Source organism: Noviherbaspirillum humi (genome assembly GCF_900188095.1).
GTDB lineage: Bacteria > Pseudomonadota > Gammaproteobacteria > Burkholderiales > Burkholderiaceae_D > Noviherbaspirillum > Noviherbaspirillum humi.
The window spans coordinates 1-20,836 of record NZ_FZOT01000014.1; the positions used below are offsets into that span (position 1 = coordinate 1).

The window sequence follows — 20,836 nt, forward strand, 5'->3', positions numbered from 1 at the left end:
AGCCATCCGCAGAAGGAAGACATCACCGAGCTGGTGTACGAGCAGACGGCGATGACGTTCGAGGAAGACAAGGTGGTGATCGAGGCGCAGTGGGAGAACATGAAGCGCTTCCCGGGCGCGCCGCAGATCGACATCCATGTCGACATCGGCCCGAACCGGGCGCGCCGCATCATCGAGCGCCTGGGCCGCCAGGTGCCGCAGGCAGCCTAGCAATCCGGGAAGCGGCCGGCGCAGGGCGACCCGGCCGGCCGCTTCCTTTGACAGCGCGGCCCGCCGGCAGACGGCGCCGCGCGAAATCCGCTGCGACGGTGAGGGAAGACAGCGCGCCGCAGAGCAGCTTCATCATCCCAGAGAGAGGAGAAAGCAATGGCAGACAATCGTGGCGTGGTGTACATGGGTCCCGGCAAGGTCGAGGTGCATGACATCCCGTTTCCCAAGATGGAAGACCCGAGCGGGCGCAAGATCGAGCATGGCGTGATCCTGCGCGTGGTATCCACCAACATCTGCGGCTCCGACCAGCACATGGTGCGCGGCCGCACCACCGCCCCCGTCGGCCTGGTGCTCGGCCATGAGATCACCGGCGAGGTGCTGGAAGTCGGGCGCGACGTCGAAACCCTGAAGAAGGGCGACCTGGTGTCGGTGCCGTTCAACGTTGCCTGCGGCCGCTGCCAGACCTGCAAGGAGCAGCACACCGGCGTGTGCCTGAACGTGAACCCGTCCCGCGCCGGCGGCGCCTACGGCTATGTCGACATGGGCGGCTGGATCGGCGGCCAGGCCGAGTACGTGCTGGTGCCCTACGCCGACTTCAACCTGCTCAAGTTCCCGGACCGCGACCGCGCCCTGGCCAAGATCCGCGACCTGACCTGCCTGTCCGACATCCTGCCCACCGGCTACCACGGCGCGGTGACCGCCGGCGTCGGTCCCGGCAGCTCGGTGTACATCGCCGGCGCCGGACCGGTCGGCATGGCGGCGGCCGCTTCGGCGCGCCTGCTGGGCGCGGCGGTCACCATCGTCGGCGACGTCAACCCGGCGCGCCTGGAGCATGCAAGGAAGATGGGCTTCGAGACGGTGGACCTGTCCAAGGATGCGACGCTGGGCCAGCAGATCGAGCAGATCCTGGGCACGCCGGAAGTCGACAGCGCGGTGGACTGCGTCGGCTTCGAGGCGCGCGGCCATGGCCATGACGGCGCACAGCACGAGGCGCCGGCCACGGTGCTGAACTCGCTGATGGAGATCACCCGCGCCGCCGGCAAGATCGGCATCCCGGGCCTGTACGTCACCGACGATCCGGGCGCCGTCGACAATGCCGCCAAGCATGGCAGCCTGTCGATCCGGTTCGGGTTGGGCTGGGCCAAGTCGCACAGCTTCCATACCGGGCAGACGCCGGTGATGAAGTACAACCGCAACCTGATGCAGGCGATCCTGTGGGACCGCATCAACATCGCCGAGATCGTCAACGTGCAGGTGATCCGCCTGGACGAGGCGCCGAAGGGCTATGGCGAGTTCGATGCCGGCGCGGCGAAGAAATTCGTTATCGATCCGCACCAGATGCTCAAGGCCGCTTAAGCATCGATGAAAGCGGGCTGCCGGCGCATCGTTGCCGGCAGCCCGTATCGGGAAGAAAGATTATTTCGAAGCCGCTTTCCGCGCCGCCTTCTTGGCGGCCGCCGCAGGCGACTTCAGCGTCAGGGGCGCGCGGCTGTGGTCGTTGTTGACGTGCACCAGCTTGGCGAGCAGCTTCATGAACTGCCGGCTTTCGGCGTCGGTGAAGGGTTCCAGGATGCGCTGGTGCAGCCGGTGCACCGCTGGAATCAGGGTCTCCAGCAGATGCTCGCCCTGGCGCGTGAGATGCAGCTGGCGCTGGCGGCGGTTGGCGGGATCGATGTCGCGGCTGAGCAGGCCCTTTTCTTCGAGGCGGATGGCGACGGTGGCGGCGGTGGAAGTGTCGATCGCCACCAGTCCGGCGATGGTCACCTGGTCGACGCCAGGATGCTCCATGATGGTACGCAGCACGGCGTACTGGATGGGCGTGATGTCTTCGCTGATCTCGTCGAAGAACAGGGACACGGCGATCTGCTGGGCCCGGCGCAGCAGGTGGCCGGGCTGGTCATAGAGGTCGTTGGAGAGGTCGGCGCCCGCGTCGCGTCTCACTGTCTTCTTCGATTGCATGGTCATGTCGGGGGAAGGTAAGAACAAATTGAAGGCCTGCTGCTGCGCGAGCAGGGCGGGCCGGGAAACGCAGGCAGTATACAGGCTGCCATTGCCAACAATCAGGATCTATCCCGATCATTTTCGGATTCATTTGGAGCAAGCATGGAAACAGCACGTCATTACATCAACGGCGAGTGGATGAGCTCGGCCGGCGGCAGCGAGCGCTTCGGCGAGAATCTCAACCCGGCCACTTCCGAAGTCGCGGCCCGCTACGCCGACGGCGGCGCCGATGAAGCGGCGGCGGCCGTCACCGCCGCCCGCAAGGCCTTCGACCAGACGACCTGGCGCCAGACCCCGCGCCTGCGCGCCGACATCCTGCTGGCCTTCGCCAGCCGCCTGGAAGAGAAGAAGGAGCAGATCGCCGACTGGCTCGTCACCCTCAACGGCAAGCTGCGCCGCGAAGCCATCGGCGAGATCATGGCCGGCGTCTCGGAGCTGCGCTACTACGCCGGCGTGGCCCGCACCCTGGCCGGGCGCATCGTCAACATCGATCCCGGCTGCTACTCCTCGCTCGACCGCGAAGCCGCCGGCGTGGCCGCCATCATCCTGCCCTGGAACGCCCCGGTGACGCTGCTGGTGCGCTCGCTGGCGCCGGCGATTGCCGCCGGCTGCACGGTGGTGATCAAGCCGGCCCACCAGACCGCCCTGGTCAACAACCTGGTGCTGGAAACCCTGGTGAACGACGAGCGGCTGCCGAAGGGCGTGATCAACTCCGTCATCGAAGCCGGCGCGGACGTTTCCCGCTTCCTGTGCGAGACGCCGGACGTGGATGTGATCAGCTTCACCGGCTCGACCCGGGTCGGCAAGCTGATCGCCCAGGCGTCGGCGCATACGCTCAAGCGCCTGTCGCTGGAGCTTGGCGGCAAGGCGCCGGCCATCGTGTTCGACGACTGCGACATCGACAAGACCGTGGCCGGGGTGGTGGCCGGCGGCATGGTGATGGCCGGGCAGCAATGCACGGCGGTGGCGCGGGTGGTGATCCAGGACAAGCTGTACGACGGCTTCGTGTCGCGCCTGAGCGATGCGCTGAAGGCGTTGAAAGTAGGGCCGGGCAACGACCCGAGTTCGCAGATGGGCTCTCTGATCGACATGGCCAACCGCGACCGCATCGCCGGGCTGGTAGAGCGGGCGCAGAAGGAAGAGAAAGTGATCCTGCGCGGCGAGATCCCGGGCGGGGCGCTGGCCAAGGGCGCCTTCATCCGGCCGAGCATCGTGGAAGTGGAAGACCTGGACTCGATGTTCATCCAGCAGGAGCTGTTCGGGCCGCTGCTGGTGGTGGAACGCTTCCGCGACGAAGACGATGCCATCCTGCGCGCCAATGCCACCCGCTACAGCCTGGCGTCGAGCGTATGGACCGGCGACGGCACCCGGGCGCGGCGCATGGCCATGCGCATGAAGTTCGGCTCGGTGTGGTCGAATTCGCACAACAAGCTGTTCGCCGAAGCCGAGACCGGCGGCTATGGCGACAGCGGCTACGGCAAGCTGCACGGCATCGAAGGCATGAACGATTTCATGCAGACCAAGCATTTCTACTTCGAAACCTGAACGCGGCCGCCTTGCGCGGCTTGAAACAAAACAGAGAAGGAGACGGTGCGCGGCCATCGCAGCCGCGCATCCGATAACAGACGAGATCCATGACCAATCACACGACTGCGCATTACTTCCTCGAGGGCCTGGCGGAAACCGGCATCGAGTACGTCTTTTCCAATCTCGGCACCGACCATGTGTCGCTGATCGAAGCCCTGGCCGAATGGGACCGGGACGGCCGCAAGCATCCTGAGATGGTGCTGTGCCCGCACGAAAACGTGGCCATCCACATGGCGGGCGGCTATGCCGCGCTCACCGGCCGCGGCCAAGCGGTGATGGTGCATGTGGATGCCGGCACCGCCAACGCGGTCATGGGCATGCACAACCTGTTCCGCTCGCGCCTGCCGGTGTTCCTAATGGCCGGCAAGGCGCCGCATACCCTGCATGGCGAATTGCCGGGCTCGCGCGATAACTTCGTGCATTTCGTGCAGGACCCCTACGACATCGGCAGCCTGGTGCGGCCCTATGTGAAGTGGGAGTACAACCTGCCGACCGGCGTGGTGGCCAAGGAGGCGCTGCGCCGCGGCCATACCATGATGCAGAGCGACCCGCCGGGCCCGGTCTACATGACGCTGCCGCGCGAAACGCTGGCGGAAAGCTGGGGCGAGGAACAGATCCGCAGCTATCCGGAAAACCGCTACGGCGCCGTGTCCGTCGGCGGCGCCGATGCCGCCATGGCCATGCGCATCGCCGAGCGCCTGCTGGCGGCGAGCAACCCGATCGTCATCACCTCCTACCTTGGCCGCAAGCCGGAAGCGGTGATGCTGCTCGATGCGCTGGCGCGCGAATGCGGCATCAAGGTGTTCGAATTCAATCCGCTGCACCTGAACATCCCGCGCGATTCTCCCTGCTTCGCCGGCTACGACGCGAAGGCGGCGATGGCGGAGGCCGACCTCGGCCTGCTGCTGGATGTGGACGTGCCATGGCTGCCGAAGTATGTGCAGGACAAGCCGGCCCTGAGCTGGATACAGGTGGACATCGATCCGGTGAAAAAGGATTTCCCGATGTGGGGCTTTCCGAGCGACATGCGGCTGCAGGCCGACTGCGCCACGGTGCTGGCCCAGGTGCTGGAGATCGTGCGCCAGCGCGCCGACGCCGGTTTCCGGCGGCGCGTTGAAGAGCGCATCGCCGGCTGGGAGGGCGAACGCCAGGAACGCCGGCAGCGCATCGCCGCCGCCGGCGCCGAGCCGGGCGGCGTTGGCGCCATCTCGCCGGACTATCTTTGCGCCGCCATCGCCGAATTGATGGAGCCGGACGACATCGTCGTCAACGAAGCCATCCGCAATACCTTCGCCGTGCTGAACCAGATTCCGCGCAGCCGGCCGCAGTCCTACGTCGGCCTCGCCGGCGGCGGCCTCGGCTTCAGCGGCGGCGCAGCGCTCGGCGCCAAGCTGGCACGGCCGAAGAGCCGGGTGGTGCAGGTGGTCGGCGACGGCGGCTTCCATTTCTCGAATCCGACCGCGGTGTATGCGGTTGCCCAGCAGTACCGGCTGCCCATCCTCACGGTGGTGCTGGACAATGGCGGCTGGCAGGCGGTGAAGGAAGCGGTGCTGCGCGTCTATCCGGATGGCGCGGCGGCGGCCGCGAACGACTTCCAGGCCCGACTCGCCGGCGAGCGGCGCGACTTCGCCCAGGTCGGCGCCGCCTTTGGCGCCCACGCGGAAACGGTGGACGATCCGGCGCTGCTGCGCGATGCGCTGGCGCGCTGCATGGCGGCGCTGGACCGCGGCCAGGCGGCGGTGCTGTGCGCCCGGGTCACGCCGATGTAATCTGTGACCGGCCGCCACAGCAGCGGACCGGCCGGAAAACAATTTAAAGGAGACAGACATGAAGCGCCGTACCGCACTCGCCGCATCCCTCGCCATCGCCTTGACCGCAGCCGGCCTCGGCGCGGCCCAAGCGCAATCCGGCTATCCGGACAAGCCCATCCGCGTCATCATCGGCTACGCGCCGGGCGGCGGCACCGACCTGATCGCCCGCGTGCTGACGCAGAGGATGTCGGAAGGGTTGAAGCAGCCGATCATCATCGAGAACAAGCCCGGCGCGCAATCCATCATCGCCGCCCAGTTCGTCGCCAAGTCGGCGCCGGACGGCTACACGCTGTTCTTTGCGCCGACCGGGCCGATCTCGATGAACCCGGCCATCCACAGCAAGCTGCCGTATTCCTCCACCAAGGACTTCGCCCCGATCGCCATGATCGGCTCCTTTCCGCTGATCCTGACGGTGGCGCAGAACAGTCCCGCCAAGAACGTGAAACAGCTGGTGGAGTTCGCCAAGGCCAACCCGGCCAAGGCCAACTACGGCGCCAGCGCCGCGCCGTTTCAGCTCGCCGCCGAACTGTTCAACCAGAAGACCGGCACCGCCTTCCAGTACATCGGCTACAAGGGAAGCAATGAATCGGTGAACGCGGTGGCCAGCGGCGACATCACCATGACCCTGGCCGACCCGCCGGTGGTGGTCGGCCCGGCCAAGTCGGGCCGCGTGCGGCCGCTGGCCATCACCGCCGCCAGCCGCCATCCCTCCTGGCCGGACGTGCCCACGCTGGTGGAATCCGGCGTGCCGGACATGGATATCGCCCTCTGGGCCGGCTTCCTCGCGCCGGCCGGCACGCCGCAACCTATCATCCAGCGCCTGCAGGAAGAGATCGCACGGGTGGTCAAGCTGCCCGACGTGCAGGAAAGGCTGGCCGGCCTCGGCGTCGATGCCGCCGCCAGCACGCCGGAAGAATTCAGCCGCGTGATCAGCCGCGACATCGCCAAGTGGACGGCGGTGGCGAAAACCGCCAATATCAAGGCTGATTGACGACGAGGGCGGGGCAGGGCAGTCCCATCCGCCTGCGCCGCCCAAAGAAGCGTGACGATTTGCAAAAACAATAAGCCAGTTTCAAGGAGACGACCATGTTCAAGCCCTTCATCCGTTGTTCCATCGCGCTGCTGTTCGCAGCCGCCAGCCTGTCCAGCCACGCCGCCGATCCCAAGCCGCCGATGCCGGTGCAGGAAATCACCACCTACCAGGGCGCCGACCGTGAGGAGCGCCTGCTCGAAGGCGCGAAGAAGGAGGGCGAGGTCACCGTCTACCATGCCTACCCGCAGCTGTCGAACGTCACCGCCGCCTTCACCAAGAAGTACGGCATCAAGGTGAAGAACTGGCGCTCCGGCTCGGAAGCCATCCTGCAGCGGGTGGTCAGCGAGGCGCGCGGCAAGAAGTTCGATGTCGACATCATCCACAACAATGCGCCCGAGAGCGAGGCGCTGCACCGCGAGGGCCTGATTCAGCCGGTGAAGTCGCCGCACCTGAAGGACATCATGCCCGCCGCCATCCCTGCCCATGGCGACTGGGTCGGCATCGCCATGGACGTGTACTCGGCGGCTTACAACACCAACAGCGTGAAGAAGGAAGACCTGCCGAAGTCGTACAAGGATCTGCTCGACCCGAAATGGAAGGGCAAGCTGGCGGTGGAAGCGGAAGACCAGGGCTGGTTCAACACGCTGGTCGGCCTGATGGGCGAGCAGCAGGGCCTGAAGCTCTTCTCCGACATCGTCGCCACCAACGGCATTTCCATGCGCAAGGGCCATTCGCTGCTGGCCCAGCTGGTGGCTTCCGGCGAGGTGCCGCTGGCGCTGTCGGCGTACAGCTGGACGCCTGATTTGATGAAGGAAAAGGGCGCGCCGATCCAGGGCTTCCTGATCGATCCGGTGGTGGCTCAGTTCAGCAGCATCTCCATGGCCAAGCGCGCGCCGCATCCCTACGCCGCCGCGCTGTTCTACGACTTCATGCTGACCGAGGGCGAAAAGATCCTGGCCGACCTGAAGTTCGTCCCCACCAGCAAGGTAGTGCCGTCGCCAATCCCGGCGGGCACCAATATCAAATATGTCGATCCGGTCCAGGCCCTGGACAACAACGAGAAGTGGATCAAGACCTTCCAGAACACGATGAAGAGCGGCAAGTGATTTCCGGCGCGGCGGACGGCCCTGCGCCGGTCCGCCGCGTTGGTCAGGCCGCTTCGCGTTTCAGCGAAGCCATGTCGATCACGAAGCGGTACTTCACATCGCTCTTGAGCATGCGCTCGTAAGCCTCGTTGATCTGCTGAATGGGGATGATCTCGATATCCGAGACGATGCCATGCTCGCCGCAGAAGTCCAGCATCTCCTGGGTTTCAAGGATGCCGCCGATCAGCGAGCCGGCCAGGTGGCGGCGCTTCATGATGAGGTTGAACACCTGGGGCGAGGGATGCGGTTCCGCCGGCGCGCCGACCAGCGTCATGGTTCCTTCGCGCTTGAGCAGCACCAGGAAGGCATCCAGGCTGTGCGGCGCGGCCACGGTGTTGAGGATGAAGTCGAAGCTGTTCTCGTGCGCCGCCATCTGCGCCGCGTCGCGCGAGATCACCACGTCGTCGGCCCCGAGGCGCAGCGCATCCTCCCGCTTGCCGGGGGAGGTGGTGAACAGCACCACATGGGCGCCGAGCGCATGCGCCAGCTTGATGCCCATGTGCCCCAGGCCCCCGAGCCCGACCACGCCCACCTTCTGCCCCGCGCCGACCTTCCAGTGCCGCAGCGGCGACCAAGTGGTGATGCCGGCGCACAGCAGCGGCGCGGCGGCGGCCGGGTCGAGGGAATCCGGAATCCGCAGCACGAATTTCTCCGTTACCACGATATTGCTCGCATAGCCGCCGAAGGTCATGCCGCCGGCGTGCATCTCCTCGCCGTTGTAGGTGCCGACGAAGCCGTTCTCGCAGTATTGCTCCAACCCTTCGGCACAGCTGGCGCAGTGCTGGCAGGAATCAACCATGCATCCCACGCCCGCCATGTCGCCCGGCTTGAAGCGCTTCACTTCGCTGCCGACCCGGGTCACGCGGCCGACGATCTCGTGGCCCGGCACCACCGGGTAGATCGTGTTCTGCCATTCATTGCGCACGGTGTGCAGGTCGGAGTGGCAGACGCCGCAATAGAGAATCTCGATCTGGACATCCTTCGGACCCGGATCGCGGCGTTCGAAGCGCAGCAGGCCGAGCGGCGTGGTGGCGCCGGTGGCGCCGTAGCCTAGGGATTGCAGCATGGCTATCCTTTCAGTGCAAAAGGGCGGGAAGAAGCATGTCCCAAAAGGCGAGTGGACCGGAGCGCCGGACGCGAGTTCCGGCACAAGCGTGGCGCTTGCGGCTATCATCCCAGTTTTTCCACTGGCGTTTCCGCTGCGCCCTTTTTGCAGAAAGCAATATGCTCTACGAACTGAGAACCTATCACTGCGCGCCCGGCCGCCTGCCGGCCCTGAACCAGCGCTTCGAGACCATCACCCTCGGCTTCTGGGAAAAATACGGCATCCGCCCGGTGGGCTTCTGGACTACCCTCATCGGCAGCAGCAATCAAGCGCTGACCTACATGCTGCAGTGGGAAAGCCTGGCCGAGCGCGAAGAAAAGTGGGGCGCCTTTTCGAGAGACCCGGACTGGATCGCCAAGCGCAGCGCCACCGAGGCCGAAGCCATCATCGTCGAGCGCATCGAGAACCAGATCCTGACGCCGACCGCCTACTCGGCGCTGCGCTGACTCACCCTGCGGCGGGCAGCAAGCCCGCCCAGCCGTAATCCCGTCATCCGACGACATCGACCCATGAACCTGAACCGACTGGTGCGAGAAGTAGTGAGCGAAGCGGCGATCGAGCTGCTCGATACGCTCGCGGCGCACGCGCTGGTGAGCGGACCCGGCGACTTTACCGGCATGTTCTATTTCCCGGTGGAGCCGGAGAACTGGAATCCCACGCTGCTGCTGGTACGCGAAATCTTCGACGCCGAAATCACCATCGCCCATGAGCCCAACTGGCTCAACTTCCGCATCCTGCAATCCTTCGGCGTACGCGACGGCCAGCTGGCCTACCAGTTCACGCCGGTGTTCGCCGATGCCATCAGCCAGCGGCCGGGCGCCGCAGCGGACTGACCCGTTCGCCGCAACCGCGCCTGCGCCATCAGCCCGGCCGCAGAAACTTTGACGCAGGAAAACCCGGTGTTCCGGTACATGGAACATTGTTCGCCTTTTGTTGACAGCCTTCCGGCGCAACGGTAAAACCTTAGTCAGGCCGCTTCACGCCAAGGCGCGCACCAATTCTCCCGCGCCGATAACAACCATCCCGAGACAACCGTTCCCGCCCGGGAACCGCATGCATTGCCAAGGAGGAGACATGGCCAGCATTCCCTTTTCCGTCGATAACAAGCCGGTGACGGTCGACGCCGATCCCGACATGCCGCTGCTTTACGCGCTGCGCGACGACCTGAAGATGAAGAACCCGCAGTTCGGCTGCGGCCTCGCCCAGTGCGGCGCCTGCACCGTGCATATCGACGGCCAGCCCGCCCGTTCCTGCGTCACCCCGGTATCGGCGGTGCAGGGCCGGAAGGTGACCACCATCTACGGCCTCGGCACGCCGGACAAGCCGCACCCGCTGCAGAAAGCCTATGTGGCGGAGCAGGTGCCGCAGTGCGGCTACTGCATCAATGGCTGGCTGATGACCGCAGCCGCCCTGCTGAAGGAGAAGCCGAACGCCACCGACGCCGAGATCCGCGATGGGTTGGGCGGCTTGAAGTGCCGTTGCGGCACCCAGGTGTCCATCCTGCGCGCCATCAAGCGCGCGCAGGCGGAAATCGCCAAGTCGGCGTGAGGAGGAGGGATATGGAGACGATGCAGAAGCAAAACGATGCGGCCGGCATTTCCTTCAGCCGCCGCCAGTTCTTCAAGACCACCGGCGCGCTGGTGGTGTCGGTTTCGATGCCCTGGGCAGCCGCCTCGGCCTTTGCCCAGGCCGCGGCCGCGGCGGGCAGCGCCGGCAAGCCGGCCCTGACGCCCGATCAGCTCGATTCCTGGGTGGCCATACTGCCGAACGGCGATGTCGAAGCCTATTTCGGCAAGGTCGACCTCGGCCAGGGGCTCGAGGTGGCCATTGCCCAGATCGTCGCCGAAGAGCTGGACGTGCCGGTGGATCGGGTTGAAGTGGTCATGGGCGACTCCGCCACTTCCTGCAATCAGGGCGGCGCATCGAGCGCACTCGGCATCCAGGCCGGCGCCAAGCCGCTGCGCAATGCCTCGGCGGAAGCGCGCCGCCTGCTGCTGGAGATGGCGTCGAAGAGGCTGGACACCCCGGTGGAACGCCTGACCGTGGCGGATGGCGTGGTCAGCGTGGCCGGCAACCCGGCCAAGCGGGTCTCCTATGCGGATCTGATCGGCGGCAAATATTTTCACTCGCAGGTCGAGTGGAACAAGAAGATCGGCAACCCGCTGGAGATCACCGCCAAGGCCAAACCGAAATCGCCCGCCGAGTACAAGGTGGTGGGCCAGCCGATTCCGCGCCGTGACGTCGAATGGGCGGTCTTCGGCGCCGACCCCAAGGCCTCGGGGGAAAAGTCCTTCGTCACCGACGTCTCCCTGCCCAACATGCTGCATGCCCGGGTGATCCGTACGCCGCGCGCGGGCTGCGTGCCCGTCAAGGTGGACGAGGCGTCGATCGCCGGCATCAGGGGCGCCCGCGTGATCCGCGAAAAGAACTTCCTCGCCGTGGTGGCCGAGCGCGAGTGGGATGCGGTGAAGGCGGCGCAGATGCTGAAGGTGGATTGGTCGGAAGCGAAGAAACCCTTCCCGACCATGGACAAGCTGCATGACCATATTCGCAATGCGCCGGTGGTCAAGCGCGAGGACGAGGTCAAGCGCGGTGACGTGCCGGCTGCGTTCAAGAATGCGGCGAAGATCGTCGAAGCGGAATTCATGTGGCCCTTCCAGTCGCATGCCAGCATGGGGCCGGCCTGCGCGGTAGCGGACGTGAAGGCCGACAGCGCGGTCGTGTGGACCGGCACCCAGAAGCCGCACTATGCGCGCGACGGCGTGGCTGCCCTGCTCGGCATGCCGGCGGAGAAAGTGCGCGCCATATGGGTCAAGGGACCGGGATCCTACGGCCGCAACGATGCCGGCGACGCGGTGCTGGAAGCGGCCTATCTGTCCAAGCTCACCGGCCGGCCGGTAAGGCTGCAGGGCATGCGGGTGAACGGCACCGCCTGGGATCCCAAGGCGCCGGCTTCGGTGCATCGCTGCCGCGCGGCGCTGGATGCCTCGGGCAAGGTGATCGGCTATGACTTCATCACCAAGGCCTTTTCCCGCGCCAACATCGAGACCAACGAGTCGGACCCGAGCGACAGCCTGCTCGGCATGGAGCTCGGCCTGCCGTTGAAGCCCGGCGCCCATTTCGGCACGCCGCTGGAAAGCTACGGCTTCGAGAACAAGCGCCTGGGCTGGGAAGTGATTCCGCCCCTGCTGGACCGCGCCTCGCCCCTGCGCACCTCGCACATGCGCGATCCGATCGGTCCGCAGATCCAGTTCGCCAGCGAACAGTTCATCGACGAACTGGCGCTGGCAACGAACGAGGATCCGGTCGCCTTCCGGCTGAAATATCTCACTGCGCCGCGCGACAAGGCAGTGGTGCGGGCCGCCGCCGACAGGGCCGGCTGGCAGCCGCGCGTCGGTCCCAACCCGGACCGGTCCGGCGACCTCCTCAAGGGCCGCGGCATTGCCTACGCCCAGCGCGGCGGTTCCATTCTCGCCATCGTTTCGGAAGTGGAAGTCGAACGCAAGACCGGCCGCATCTGGGGCCGCCGCTTCACCGTCGCGCACGACTGCGGGCTGATCATCAATCCGCAGGGCTTGCGCGCCACCATCGAAGGCGGACTGGTGCAGGCACTGTCGCGCAGCCTGTTCGAGGAAGTGCAGTTCGACGAGAACATGGTGACCAGCGTCGACTGGAACACCTATCCCATCCTGGAGGCGAAGGATGCGCCGGAGACCATCGACATCGTGCTGCTGAACCACCCGAAAGCGCCGCCCACCGGCGCCGGTGAAGCGACTTGCCGCATCGTCGCTGCATCGGTGGCGAACGCCTTCTTCGATGCCACCGGCGTGCGGCTGCGGCAGGCGCCGATGACGCCGCAGCGGGTGCTGGCGGCGTTGAAGGCGTAGTCGCCATTGGCACCGTAAAACTCGGGAGTTAGGCGGACGGCAATGCGGGAGTAGTCCAGCAAAGCCGTCCGATGGCGGGTGCGAAGAAAAGCTGAAGCCTGAAACCTTCGATTCTTCGGATCCTGGCGCGGCGCAAGTTAGATCGCGCAAGCTTGCGTCGTGTGGATGCGCTCGGCGGGTGTGGACTGCTACCGCTGCAGCGTCCACTTCTCCAGGATGCGCTTCACCTGCCCCGCATACTTGTCACGCAGATGCGGCGTATGCGAGTGATAGGCTCCCACCGCGGCCCAGGTATTGCCGTAGCGGTCGATCTGGCGCCGGTAATGCCAGGCGGCGACATAGGCGGCGATGCAGGGGTTGTACAGATGGCCCATCTGAATGCCGTAGCGGCCGAGCTCGCGGGCATGGATGGTATTGATCTGCATCATCCCAATATCGTAGCTGCCATTGGTATTGCCGCGAAAGGCGTTCGGGTTGCCGCGCGACTCCTGCCAGGCGATCGCACGCAAGATGAGGGGATTGACCTGGTGATAGGCCGCCGCCGAGTCCAGGCAATAGGCGTCGGTATATTTTCCGTATGAAGCTGCCTGCGCCTGCGCATTGGCGCTGTAACCTGACACCAGCAAGGCAGCGATGAGAATGAAGGTTCGATAAGACATCGTCGGTTTCATCAATCCATGAGCATCGAAAACAGCGCCTGAAGTGCGCTTCGCATATAAAGGCGGAAGCCGGCATTCATGCTATTCACCCGCCCCGCCTTCGATCATTCCCCTCACCTCGACCTTGACGGTCGCCGGCACTTCTTCAGTGGAGACCACCGCCACGCCGGGCAGCTTGTCCATCACCAGCAGATGGATGTGCCAGCGCAGGTCCGGCGCCGTCAGCACCGTCCTCACGGGTGGAAGCGAGGGCTGGGAATTGGTGGCGGAAACGAGCGCGCCGCCGAGCGCATCCTGCATCTGCTGAATCTGCTCCGGATTCAGGGAAAGAACTGGGCCATCGACCGAGTGATTGATCGCGCCGCGCAGGATTTCCTCGATCTGCGGCGAGATCATGACGGCATCTAGACGGTTGGTTCCCTGAGTCAGCTTGAAGCACAGGGACGCGCCGAGCGCCTTGCGCGCCGCTTCCGTCAGCGATACATCGTCGTTCGGTAATTGCGAGGCGTAGATGAGCGCCTGGAAGATCGTGGGAATGTCGCGGATGGAAACCCGCTCCCGCAACAGGTTCTTCAATACCCGCGTCAGGCGGGTGATCGGCACGGCGGAACCGACCTGGTTCGACAACTCCGGCCAGCTCTGCTTGGCGCGGGCAACGATGGATTGCACGTCCTCGATGTTTAACAGCTCATGGGTATGGTCGCGGATGAAGGCTTCCACCAGCCAGGAAATCGCCGGGGCAGTCGAGAGGACCTCGATTCCGCTATTGCGGGCCGAGGCGGTCTGTTCCTCCGCGAGCCAGGCCGAGCCGCCGTAGGCCAAGGCATCGGCCGCGACCTGAATGCCGGCTGCTGCCAGTTGCTGCTGGCTGGCTATCGCCAGGCTTTTCTGCGCCGGTATCTCCAGCCTCACCTTCGGCACATCGTGCAGCCACAGGCAGCACTCCATGCCCTTGGCTTCCTTGAGCTGGCGTATGACGATGCCGGGGAAGGGCAGGCCAATGTCCTTGTGCATGCGCTTCCGAACCAGGAGCAGCTCATGCTCGAATTGGGAAGGTGACAGGGTGGCCACCAGCTGCGGCGACAGCTCCAGCAGAATCGGCGCGTAGTCGATCGAATCCGCGTCCACAAGCATCGGGCGGCGCTCGGGACTGCCATCCCGTACCGGCGCGGAGGATTGCGGGTTCCATGCCGTCGCCCGGGCATTCATCTGGCGCAGCAGGACGACGCCGGTCGAGGTGACCGCGCCGCCGACGATCAGGAACGCAAGCCAGGGCAGTTCCGGCACGAGGCAGAACAGCAGCGTCATGCCGCCGGTGAGGACCATGGCCTTGGGATGGGACAGCAATTGTCCGCCGATCTGGCCGCCGAGATGCGGCGCGCCGTCTTCATTCGTTGCCCGCGTGACCAGGATGCCGGCCGCCATCGAAATCAGCAGCGCCGGAATCTGCGACACCAGGCCGTCGCCCACGGACAGCACGGCATATTTGTTCGCGGCCTCGCCCGCCGACAAGCCGAAATACACCACGCCGATGGCAATGCCACCCAGGAGATTGATCAGCACGATCACCATGCCGGCGATCACATCGCCCTTGACGAACTTCATCGCCCCATCCATGGCGCCGAACATCTGGCTCTCCACGCCGAGCATGGTGCGCGCATTGCGCGCCTGGTCCTGGGTCAGCAGGCCCGACCGCAAGTCGGAGTCGATGCTGACCTGCTTGCCGGGAAGGGCGTCGAGGGTAAAACGCGCCGCCACTTCCGCCACCCGTTCCGCGCCCTTGGCGATCACGATGAACTGCACCAGCGCGATGATGAAGAAGATGACGAGGCCGACGACGATATTGCCGCCGACGACCCACCGGCCGAAGGCTTCGACGATATGCCCGGCATCGCCGACCAGGAGAATCTGGCGAGCGGTAGCCACGTTGAGCGCGATGCGGAACACCGTCGTGAACAGCAGCAGGCTGGGGAAGGTCGAGAGGTTGGACGGCGACTTGACGTTGAGCGAATAGACCAGCAGCCCGATGCCGAAGCATATGTTGACCGAAATCAATCCATCGAGCGCCCACGGCGGCAAAGGCAAAACCAGCAGGCCGATTGCGCAGACGATCAGGACGGGCAATGCCAGGTCTTGAACGCGGTTTGATTTGCCAAGCGGATTTGAAGCTTGTGATGTGCTGGTTTGCATGACTGGTTATTTTGACTTTGCGTCTGAGGTTACCTGTCAAAAAAGGCCCCATCCGGGGTTTGATATCGAAACGCAAAAGCAGATGTGCTAAAAGACGTTTCTTGAATGAGGAACCCGATATAAAACAACATCCATGAATGCTCCAGATATTAATCACATCTCATTTTTAAATGAGAAATAAAACTGCCCGGCGCCGGCCGATGTTGTATTTGTTTCTGTGACCTTGTTCATGAATGAGGGCGCCGAGATGCAGTGCGCGACTAAAAGTGTCAATCTATGAAGCGCGAAGTACACATGCTGTTTGCGCAAGAAAGGTGCCAGTGAAAGCGGATCGCCAATCGCTTGTTCCAAAACGCAGACTCGAAAGCCGTTGCCGTCCATGTCGTTAATCGTCTCCAAGAACGCAATTACAGATCAATAGCGCGAAGCAATACGCATCTCAGGCGAAGACAATCATGAATGCAGAAAAGAAGTCGCAAGCGGGCATATCGGTAAGGAGGGTATTGGCAGGCGTGCTGTTCCAGATGGCGGCCATGGTTGCGCATGCGGCGCCGCTGCCGACCAGCGCCCGGCCGATTCAGATCGATGTCCGGGAGATGCCGGTGTCCAAGCTGCTTACCGACATTTTGAACGAGCAGGGCGTGGCAGCGATCGTCAGTGACGGCATCACAGGCTCGATCACCGCCCGCTTCGATGCGCCGGTCGCCAAGATCGTCGACGACGTGGTTCGCCAGTTTGGCCTGGTGTGGTATTACGATGGACTCAACACGGTCTATATCACGCGCGCCTCCGAATCCGTATCCCGCCTGTTGTGGATGCAGGGTGATGAAATGCAGCAGCTGCAGCATTTCATGAACGTGATGCAGGTGGCGGACAGCCGTTTCGTTTTCAACGCGTCGCCCGCCGACGGCTATGTGCAGCTCGCCGGGCCGCCGCGCTACATCCAACGCGTCCTGGATCTGGCGAGATTCGTACGGCGCTCGCCGGAGCGACAGGCGAAGCTGGTCCGCACGCGTGTTTTCCGTCTGAAGTACGCCCCGGCGGCTGATTCGCCCGCAGGACCGGGCATCGCGCAAATCCTCGCCCGCCTGGTTGGGGCCCAGGCCTTGCCGGGAGCGGGCATCGGACGCGAGCCGAATTCTTCCGGGACGGCGACACGGGCTGAAGGGCGGCTTGCGCGGCTCGAGCGCGAAAGCGCGGTTCGCCAGCCGGGCGCCGAATCGATGCTGCCCTTGCCAGATTCCGAAGGAGGCGACCGCCGGAATTTTGGCCAGCGCGGGAGCGGCACGTCTGCTTCGATCGGCCCTCGAGCGGGCGCCGACCTGCCGCCAGTGCCTCCCGAAGTCATGGACGGCAAAGCGCCCCAGAACGCCGGCTCGTCCGGCATGCGCCTCGATTACCAGATGGGCGATGCCCAGCGCCGGCGGCCGCGCAATGAGGCCGATATGGAGGAAAGCGAGACCCTGTTCGAGACCTTCACCGGCCCGGTGGTGATGGTGGAGCCGCGCCTCAACGCCATCATCGTGCGGGACGAGGAGCGGCGGATGAAATTGTATGAAGAGTTGATCGCGCAACTTGACGTGGAGCCGCGCATGGTTGAAATCGAAGCGACGATCATCGATGCCAACTCCAGCCAGCTGGAGCAGCTCGGATTCGACTGGCGCTTGCGGGGCAACCGCTTCGATGTGCTGGCCTCTCCCTCCGGACGTGGCGTGGAGCTGTCGCCGCCGGCAACGTCGGCCGGCTCCGGCCTCGTCATGACGACGCTGATCGGCAGCCAGACCGAATTCCTGATGTCGCGGGTGCAGGCGCTGGCCGAAAAAGGCGAAGCCCGCATCGTCTCCCGCCCAAGGGTGCTCACGGTGGACAACCAGCCCGGTGCATTGAGCAATACCAATGAGTTCAACGTGCGGGTGGCGGGCGAAAGGCAGGCGGATCTGTTCACGGTGGCCTACGGCCTCAACCTGAGGGTGACCCCGACCATCGTCGGCACCGAAGACCAGCCTTCCGTCCGGTTGACGGTCAACATCAGTGACGGCAGCACCACCGGCGTCACGGTCGACGGCGTGCCGGCGGTCACCCGCAATGCGATCAATACCCAGGGCGTGATCAGCCAGGGGCAGAGCCTGCTGATCGGCGGCTATGTCGTGGATCAGCAGGAAAACGCCAACAGCAAGGTGCCCTATCTTGGCGACATTCCCGTCATAGGCTGGCTCTTCGGGCAGAAGCGGGAAACCAGCCGCCGCACCGAACGCCTGTTCCTGATCACTCCGCGCATCCTCAAGGTGGGCAGCGCCTCACCCCCTGCCATCGATCCGCCGGCCCAGTCCTATTCATTGAAACTCGCTCGTTCCCTTGCGAGAACGCAGTACAGCGACTAGGCGTCTCCAATGAGCAAGTCTCCCCTGCCGTTTCTTACGGTACTGAGCGGCATTCAATCCGGCGTCGGCCTCGAGCTCGCCGCCGACGACAACTACATCATCGGCGCGCAACCCCATGACGATGTGATTCTCCGCGACGCGGGAGACGGCCGCGCTCTGGTGCGGATATGCCCCGCCGAGGAAGCACTGCCCGAGCGCCTGTTCATTACCGCAATCCTGGGAAATGTTTCCGTTAATGGCGACACGCTAGCCATCGGCATGTCCAGGGAACTTCCTTTGCCGGTGTGGTTGACGGTAGGGGACGTGACCCTCGGCATTGGCATCGGCATAGAGCAGGATGCATGGGCCGGCATCGTTGCAGGCGGTCCGTCAGGCGAAGTATTATCAAAGCGACAATTTTTCGGCCGAAGGGCGGTGGCGGTAATCGCCACCTCGGCGCTTGCCTTGATGCTGGCGGCAGGAGCCGTATATTGGCACCAATCCCAAAATCCCGACACATCGCAGATATCCCTTTCCAAGCCCGAACGCGCTCGTCAAAAGCTGCTCGAAAAGCTGCCTCAGGAAGTCAAAAAGCGGCTTCTGATCGACGTCACCCCACAGGGGGAACTGGTGGTTTCCGGTTATGTCGCGGACGACGCGGTGGAAGCCGGCATCCGCCGTGCTGCGGCCGCCTCTGCGTTGCGGGTCAATGTCCGAATCCATAACGCGCAACAGGTGGCGGCCGAATTGTCCGCGCAATTGCTCAAGTTGGGCATTGCCGAACCGGTCCGGCCCGATGGCGCAGGCGGCTATGCGATCACGCTCGCGAGTGCGCAATGGCCGGCAGTACGCGAGCGGCTGGCGAAATGGGATGGCGACAAGACGGCGCTTCGCGAAGTGGTCTTCGACTTCACCGATGCCTGGGACAAGGACTCCGGAAAGCTTCTGTCGGCGCGCTTCAATGCCGACGGCCCGGCCGACGAAACCAGCCGTGAAATCGCCATCCATCTCCCGCAGGCGACGCTCGCAGAGCGCTATCGGCGCATCGTCCGCCTGCAGACGCAGCCGAGCCAGGCGCTCGTGCTGCAGAACGGGGAGCGCGTCCTGGTGGGGGCGCATCTCGGCAACGATGTCTATCTCCATCAAGTTGTTTCTGGCGCCGTGATGCTCCGACGCGGCCCCGTGCTGAGGGCTTATCCACTGCGCTGAGGGTGTTTTCCCTGATGTGCTGCATGGGCTTCAGTAGTTTCTCGCGCAAGCGACTGCCATCCACCCAACTTGTGACTTTGGCATGCCAGGTGCATCACTTCTCGTGCGATGGTCAGGCAATGGAGATGTGGATTACGGCAACCTGACCTTCCCTCTCAAGCACATTTTTGGAGTGAGATATGTCAACAGTAACGGTCAATACATCGGAGCTGGTCAATGGGCAGGCTGTCAGCCTGGCGGACGGCTCGGTCAACGTGAACGCGCTGTCGAACGGCTTTTGCGCAATCACCGAGACAGGCGGAAAGGCAGATCAGCTTTGGATCGCATCCAGCAAAGAACGTGTCCTTGCCGAAGCCATTGATACCGACGGCAATGGCGACTACGACACCATCGCCTGCAGCTGGGGCGACCCGCACTTCATGAGCTTCAAGGATGTCAAAGGAATCACCAACGCCGAGGCGCTCAGGCAGTATCTCGATACCGCCGGATACAAGGCTACCTGGGACGTACAAACCAACTACACGCTCGACAGTTCGGTCAGCAGCGTCAACATGAAAGTCAAGGAAACCTCGCCCGGCTCCGCCGTCGTCGTGAACGATCAAGCCAGCATCACCTTCCAGCGGACCAACGGCACGGCTGCCACCTTCTCCATCGATTACATGGAAAACGGCACCCTGACAGTGTCCGATGGCATGAAGGTGACGCGCGCAGCCATCCAGAAGGAAGCGCCACTGACTGAACTCAAATGGAACCCGTCCGTGAGCGGCGATCTGTTCGTCGCCGACAAGAACGGGGTTTGGAATCACATGAGCCAAGGCACCGCCATCGATCACACCGGCGCGGTAACGAAAGGCAGCCTGACCACGCCGCGCGAGAACTGGACTTATAAGGAGCAGATGGAAGGCAAGCTGCTGGTCAACAACCTCAACATGCAAGGCATAGGCGACGGCGCCGCCAAAGGCTTCAACCTGTCATCGCTTTACCTGAAGAGCATGATGGTTGACAACGATGAAGAAGATAAGGACGGTGAAGTGAACCAAGCCGTTCCCACCTCCGGCGCCTTCACCGGTTCGATCGTTGCGGCGACCATTGATCCCGTGAACGCGGCAATGGCTTCAGCCAGCAACAAAAAAGCTTAAAGCAACGGAACAGCCCACGCTCATTTTTTGAACAGTCAGTAAGACCCAATCGAAAGGGACCCAATCATGGCACTCAACAACAACAACCCCACCACCACCATCAATTTCGATATCGACCAAAATGGTCTGAAGATGAATTCGTATGAGGCTGATCGGAATGCGGATGGCTCGATCAAGACCGTCGATGGCAACCCGGTGTATAAATGGGTCAACAAGTACGCCGACCAGGTCAACACCGGCAGCATCTCCGACAAGCTTGAGCTGACCTATCAAGGCAACGCCGAGATCATCAAGAACCTGCAGGATGAAATGGCAGCGCTGCTGAAGCAAGACCCGAATACCGGCGATCAGGGCAAGACCAACTTCACCGCCGCAACGATTGCGCGCATGCAGGTGCTGAACGCGGAAATTCAGAACCGCACCGCGGCGGCAGGTTTGCTGCGCAAGGTAATGGAACAGTCCGCTCAGTTTGCACAACATCGCTAAGCCGGCGCATGATC

The 20,836-nt window shown here is 63.9% G+C and carries 18 protein-coding genes and 1 pseudogene; 14 read left to right on the forward strand and 5 right to left on the reverse strand.

Annotated features, from left to right (window positions below):
- Positions 1–210: pseudogene (locus tag CHB88_RS17460) on the forward strand (aromatic ring-hydroxylating dioxygenase subunit alpha); the annotation flags it as partial.
- Positions 211–366: 156 nt separating this feature from the next.
- Positions 367–1,566 (forward strand): formaldehyde dehydrogenase, glutathione-independent, encoded by a 1,200-nt coding sequence (gene fdhA / locus CHB88_RS17465; RefSeq protein WP_089400632.1) that lies wholly within the window; start codon positions 367–369, stop codon positions 1,564–1,566.
- A 60-nt stretch (positions 1,567–1,626) separates the two neighbouring features.
- Here fdhA and CHB88_RS17470 read toward each other — a convergent pair whose 3' ends face one another.
- Positions 1,627–2,169 (reverse strand): MarR family winged helix-turn-helix transcriptional regulator, encoded by a 543-nt coding sequence (locus CHB88_RS17470; RefSeq protein ID WP_089400749.1) that lies wholly within the window; start codon positions 2,167–2,169, stop codon positions 1,627–1,629.
- 144 nt (positions 2,170–2,313) lie between these two features.
- Here CHB88_RS17470 and CHB88_RS17475 point away from each other — a divergent pair, with 144 nt between their 5' ends.
- The 4 genes from CHB88_RS17475 to CHB88_RS17490 all read left to right on the forward strand — a co-directional run bounded on the left by CHB88_RS17475 (position 2,314) and on the right by CHB88_RS17490 (position 7,748).
- Positions 2,314–3,756: an aldehyde dehydrogenase family protein gene (locus tag CHB88_RS17475; RefSeq protein ID WP_089400633.1), complete on the forward strand. Its 1,443-nt coding sequence runs from the start codon at positions 2,314–2,316 to the stop codon at positions 3,754–3,756.
- Positions 3,757–3,845: 89 nt separating this feature from the next.
- Positions 3,846–5,567 (forward strand): thiamine pyrophosphate-requiring protein, encoded by a 1,722-nt coding sequence (locus CHB88_RS17480; RefSeq protein WP_089400634.1) that lies wholly within the window; start codon positions 3,846–3,848, stop codon positions 5,565–5,567.
- Positions 5,568–5,625: 58 nt separating this feature from the next.
- On the forward strand, positions 5,626–6,600 hold the full coding sequence (locus tag CHB88_RS17485; protein ID WP_089400635.1) for a Bug family tripartite tricarboxylate transporter substrate binding protein: 975 nt from the start codon (positions 5,626–5,628) through the stop codon (positions 6,598–6,600).
- 95 nt (positions 6,601–6,695) lie between these two features.
- Complete coding sequence (locus tag CHB88_RS17490; protein ID WP_176442534.1) at positions 6,696–7,748, forward strand: ABC transporter substrate-binding protein; 1,053 nt, start codon at positions 6,696–6,698, stop codon at positions 7,746–7,748.
- Between the two features lie 43 nt (positions 7,749–7,791).
- On the opposite strand, the gene CHB88_RS17495 is transcribed toward CHB88_RS17490, so the two are convergent.
- Positions 7,792–8,853, reverse strand: a complete 1,062-nt coding sequence (locus tag CHB88_RS17495) for an NAD(P)-dependent alcohol dehydrogenase (RefSeq protein ID WP_089400636.1) — start codon at positions 8,851–8,853, stop codon at positions 7,792–7,794.
- 158 nt (positions 8,854–9,011) lie between these two features.
- Between CHB88_RS17495 and CHB88_RS17500 the strand changes: the two genes are divergently transcribed.
- The 4 genes from CHB88_RS17500 (at position 9,012) to CHB88_RS17515 (ending at position 12,779) form a co-directional block, all read left to right on the forward strand.
- A complete protein-coding gene (locus tag CHB88_RS17500; RefSeq protein ID WP_089400637.1) occupies positions 9,012–9,338 on the forward strand; it encodes an NIPSNAP family protein in 327 nt (108 codons plus the stop codon).
- Between the two features lie 63 nt (positions 9,339–9,401).
- Positions 9,402–9,725, forward strand: a complete 324-nt coding sequence (locus CHB88_RS17505; RefSeq protein ID WP_089400638.1) for a hypothetical protein — start codon at positions 9,402–9,404, stop codon at positions 9,723–9,725.
- A gap of 241 nt (positions 9,726–9,966) precedes the next feature.
- Positions 9,967–10,440, forward strand: a complete 474-nt coding sequence (locus CHB88_RS17510; RefSeq protein WP_089400639.1) for a (2Fe-2S)-binding protein — start codon at positions 9,967–9,969, stop codon at positions 10,438–10,440.
- Between the two features lie 20 nt (positions 10,441–10,460).
- The gene (locus CHB88_RS17515) at positions 10,461–12,779 is read left to right on the forward strand and encodes a xanthine dehydrogenase family protein molybdopterin-binding subunit (protein WP_176442535.1); all 2,319 of its coding nucleotides are present in this window, start codon (positions 10,461–10,463) and stop codon (positions 12,777–12,779) included.
- 188 nt (positions 12,780–12,967) lie between these two features.
- Here CHB88_RS17515 and CHB88_RS17520 read toward each other — a convergent pair whose 3' ends face one another.
- The 3 genes from CHB88_RS17520 to CHB88_RS24665 form a co-directional block, all read right to left on the reverse strand.
- Positions 12,968–13,438 (reverse strand): lytic transglycosylase domain-containing protein, encoded by a 471-nt coding sequence (locus CHB88_RS17520; RefSeq protein ID WP_089400641.1) that lies wholly within the window; start codon positions 13,436–13,438, stop codon positions 12,968–12,970.
- Between the two features lie 81 nt (positions 13,439–13,519).
- On the reverse strand, positions 13,520–15,562 hold the full coding sequence (locus CHB88_RS17525; RefSeq protein ID WP_176442536.1) for a flagellar biosynthesis protein FlhA: 2,043 nt from the start codon (positions 15,560–15,562) through the stop codon (positions 13,520–13,522).
- 219 nt (positions 15,563–15,781) lie between these two features.
- Positions 15,782–16,009 (reverse strand): hypothetical protein, encoded by a 228-nt coding sequence (locus CHB88_RS24665; RefSeq protein ID WP_143131335.1) that lies wholly within the window; start codon positions 16,007–16,009, stop codon positions 15,782–15,784.
- A 74-nt stretch (positions 16,010–16,083) separates the two neighbouring features.
- On the opposite strand from CHB88_RS24665, the gene sctC reads away from it, so the two are divergent.
- The 4 genes from sctC (at position 16,084) to CHB88_RS17545 (ending at position 20,822) form a co-directional block, all read left to right on the forward strand.
- Complete coding sequence (gene sctC / locus CHB88_RS17530; RefSeq protein ID WP_089400643.1) at positions 16,084–18,009, forward strand: type III secretion system outer membrane ring subunit SctC; 1,926 nt, start codon at positions 16,084–16,086, stop codon at positions 18,007–18,009.
- A 9-nt stretch (positions 18,010–18,018) separates the two neighbouring features.
- Complete coding sequence (locus tag CHB88_RS17535) at positions 18,019–19,197, forward strand: hypothetical protein (RefSeq protein ID WP_089400644.1); 1,179 nt, start codon at positions 18,019–18,021, stop codon at positions 19,195–19,197.
- 179 nt (positions 19,198–19,376) lie between these two features.
- Complete coding sequence (locus CHB88_RS17540; RefSeq protein WP_089400645.1) at positions 19,377–20,336, forward strand: hypothetical protein; 960 nt, start codon at positions 19,377–19,379, stop codon at positions 20,334–20,336.
- Positions 20,337–20,402: 66 nt separating this feature from the next.
- Entirely contained in the window at positions 20,403–20,822 is a 420-nt protein-coding gene (locus CHB88_RS17545; protein ID WP_089400646.1) for a hypothetical protein, read from the forward strand.
- Positions 20,823–20,836: the final 14 nt, after the last annotated feature.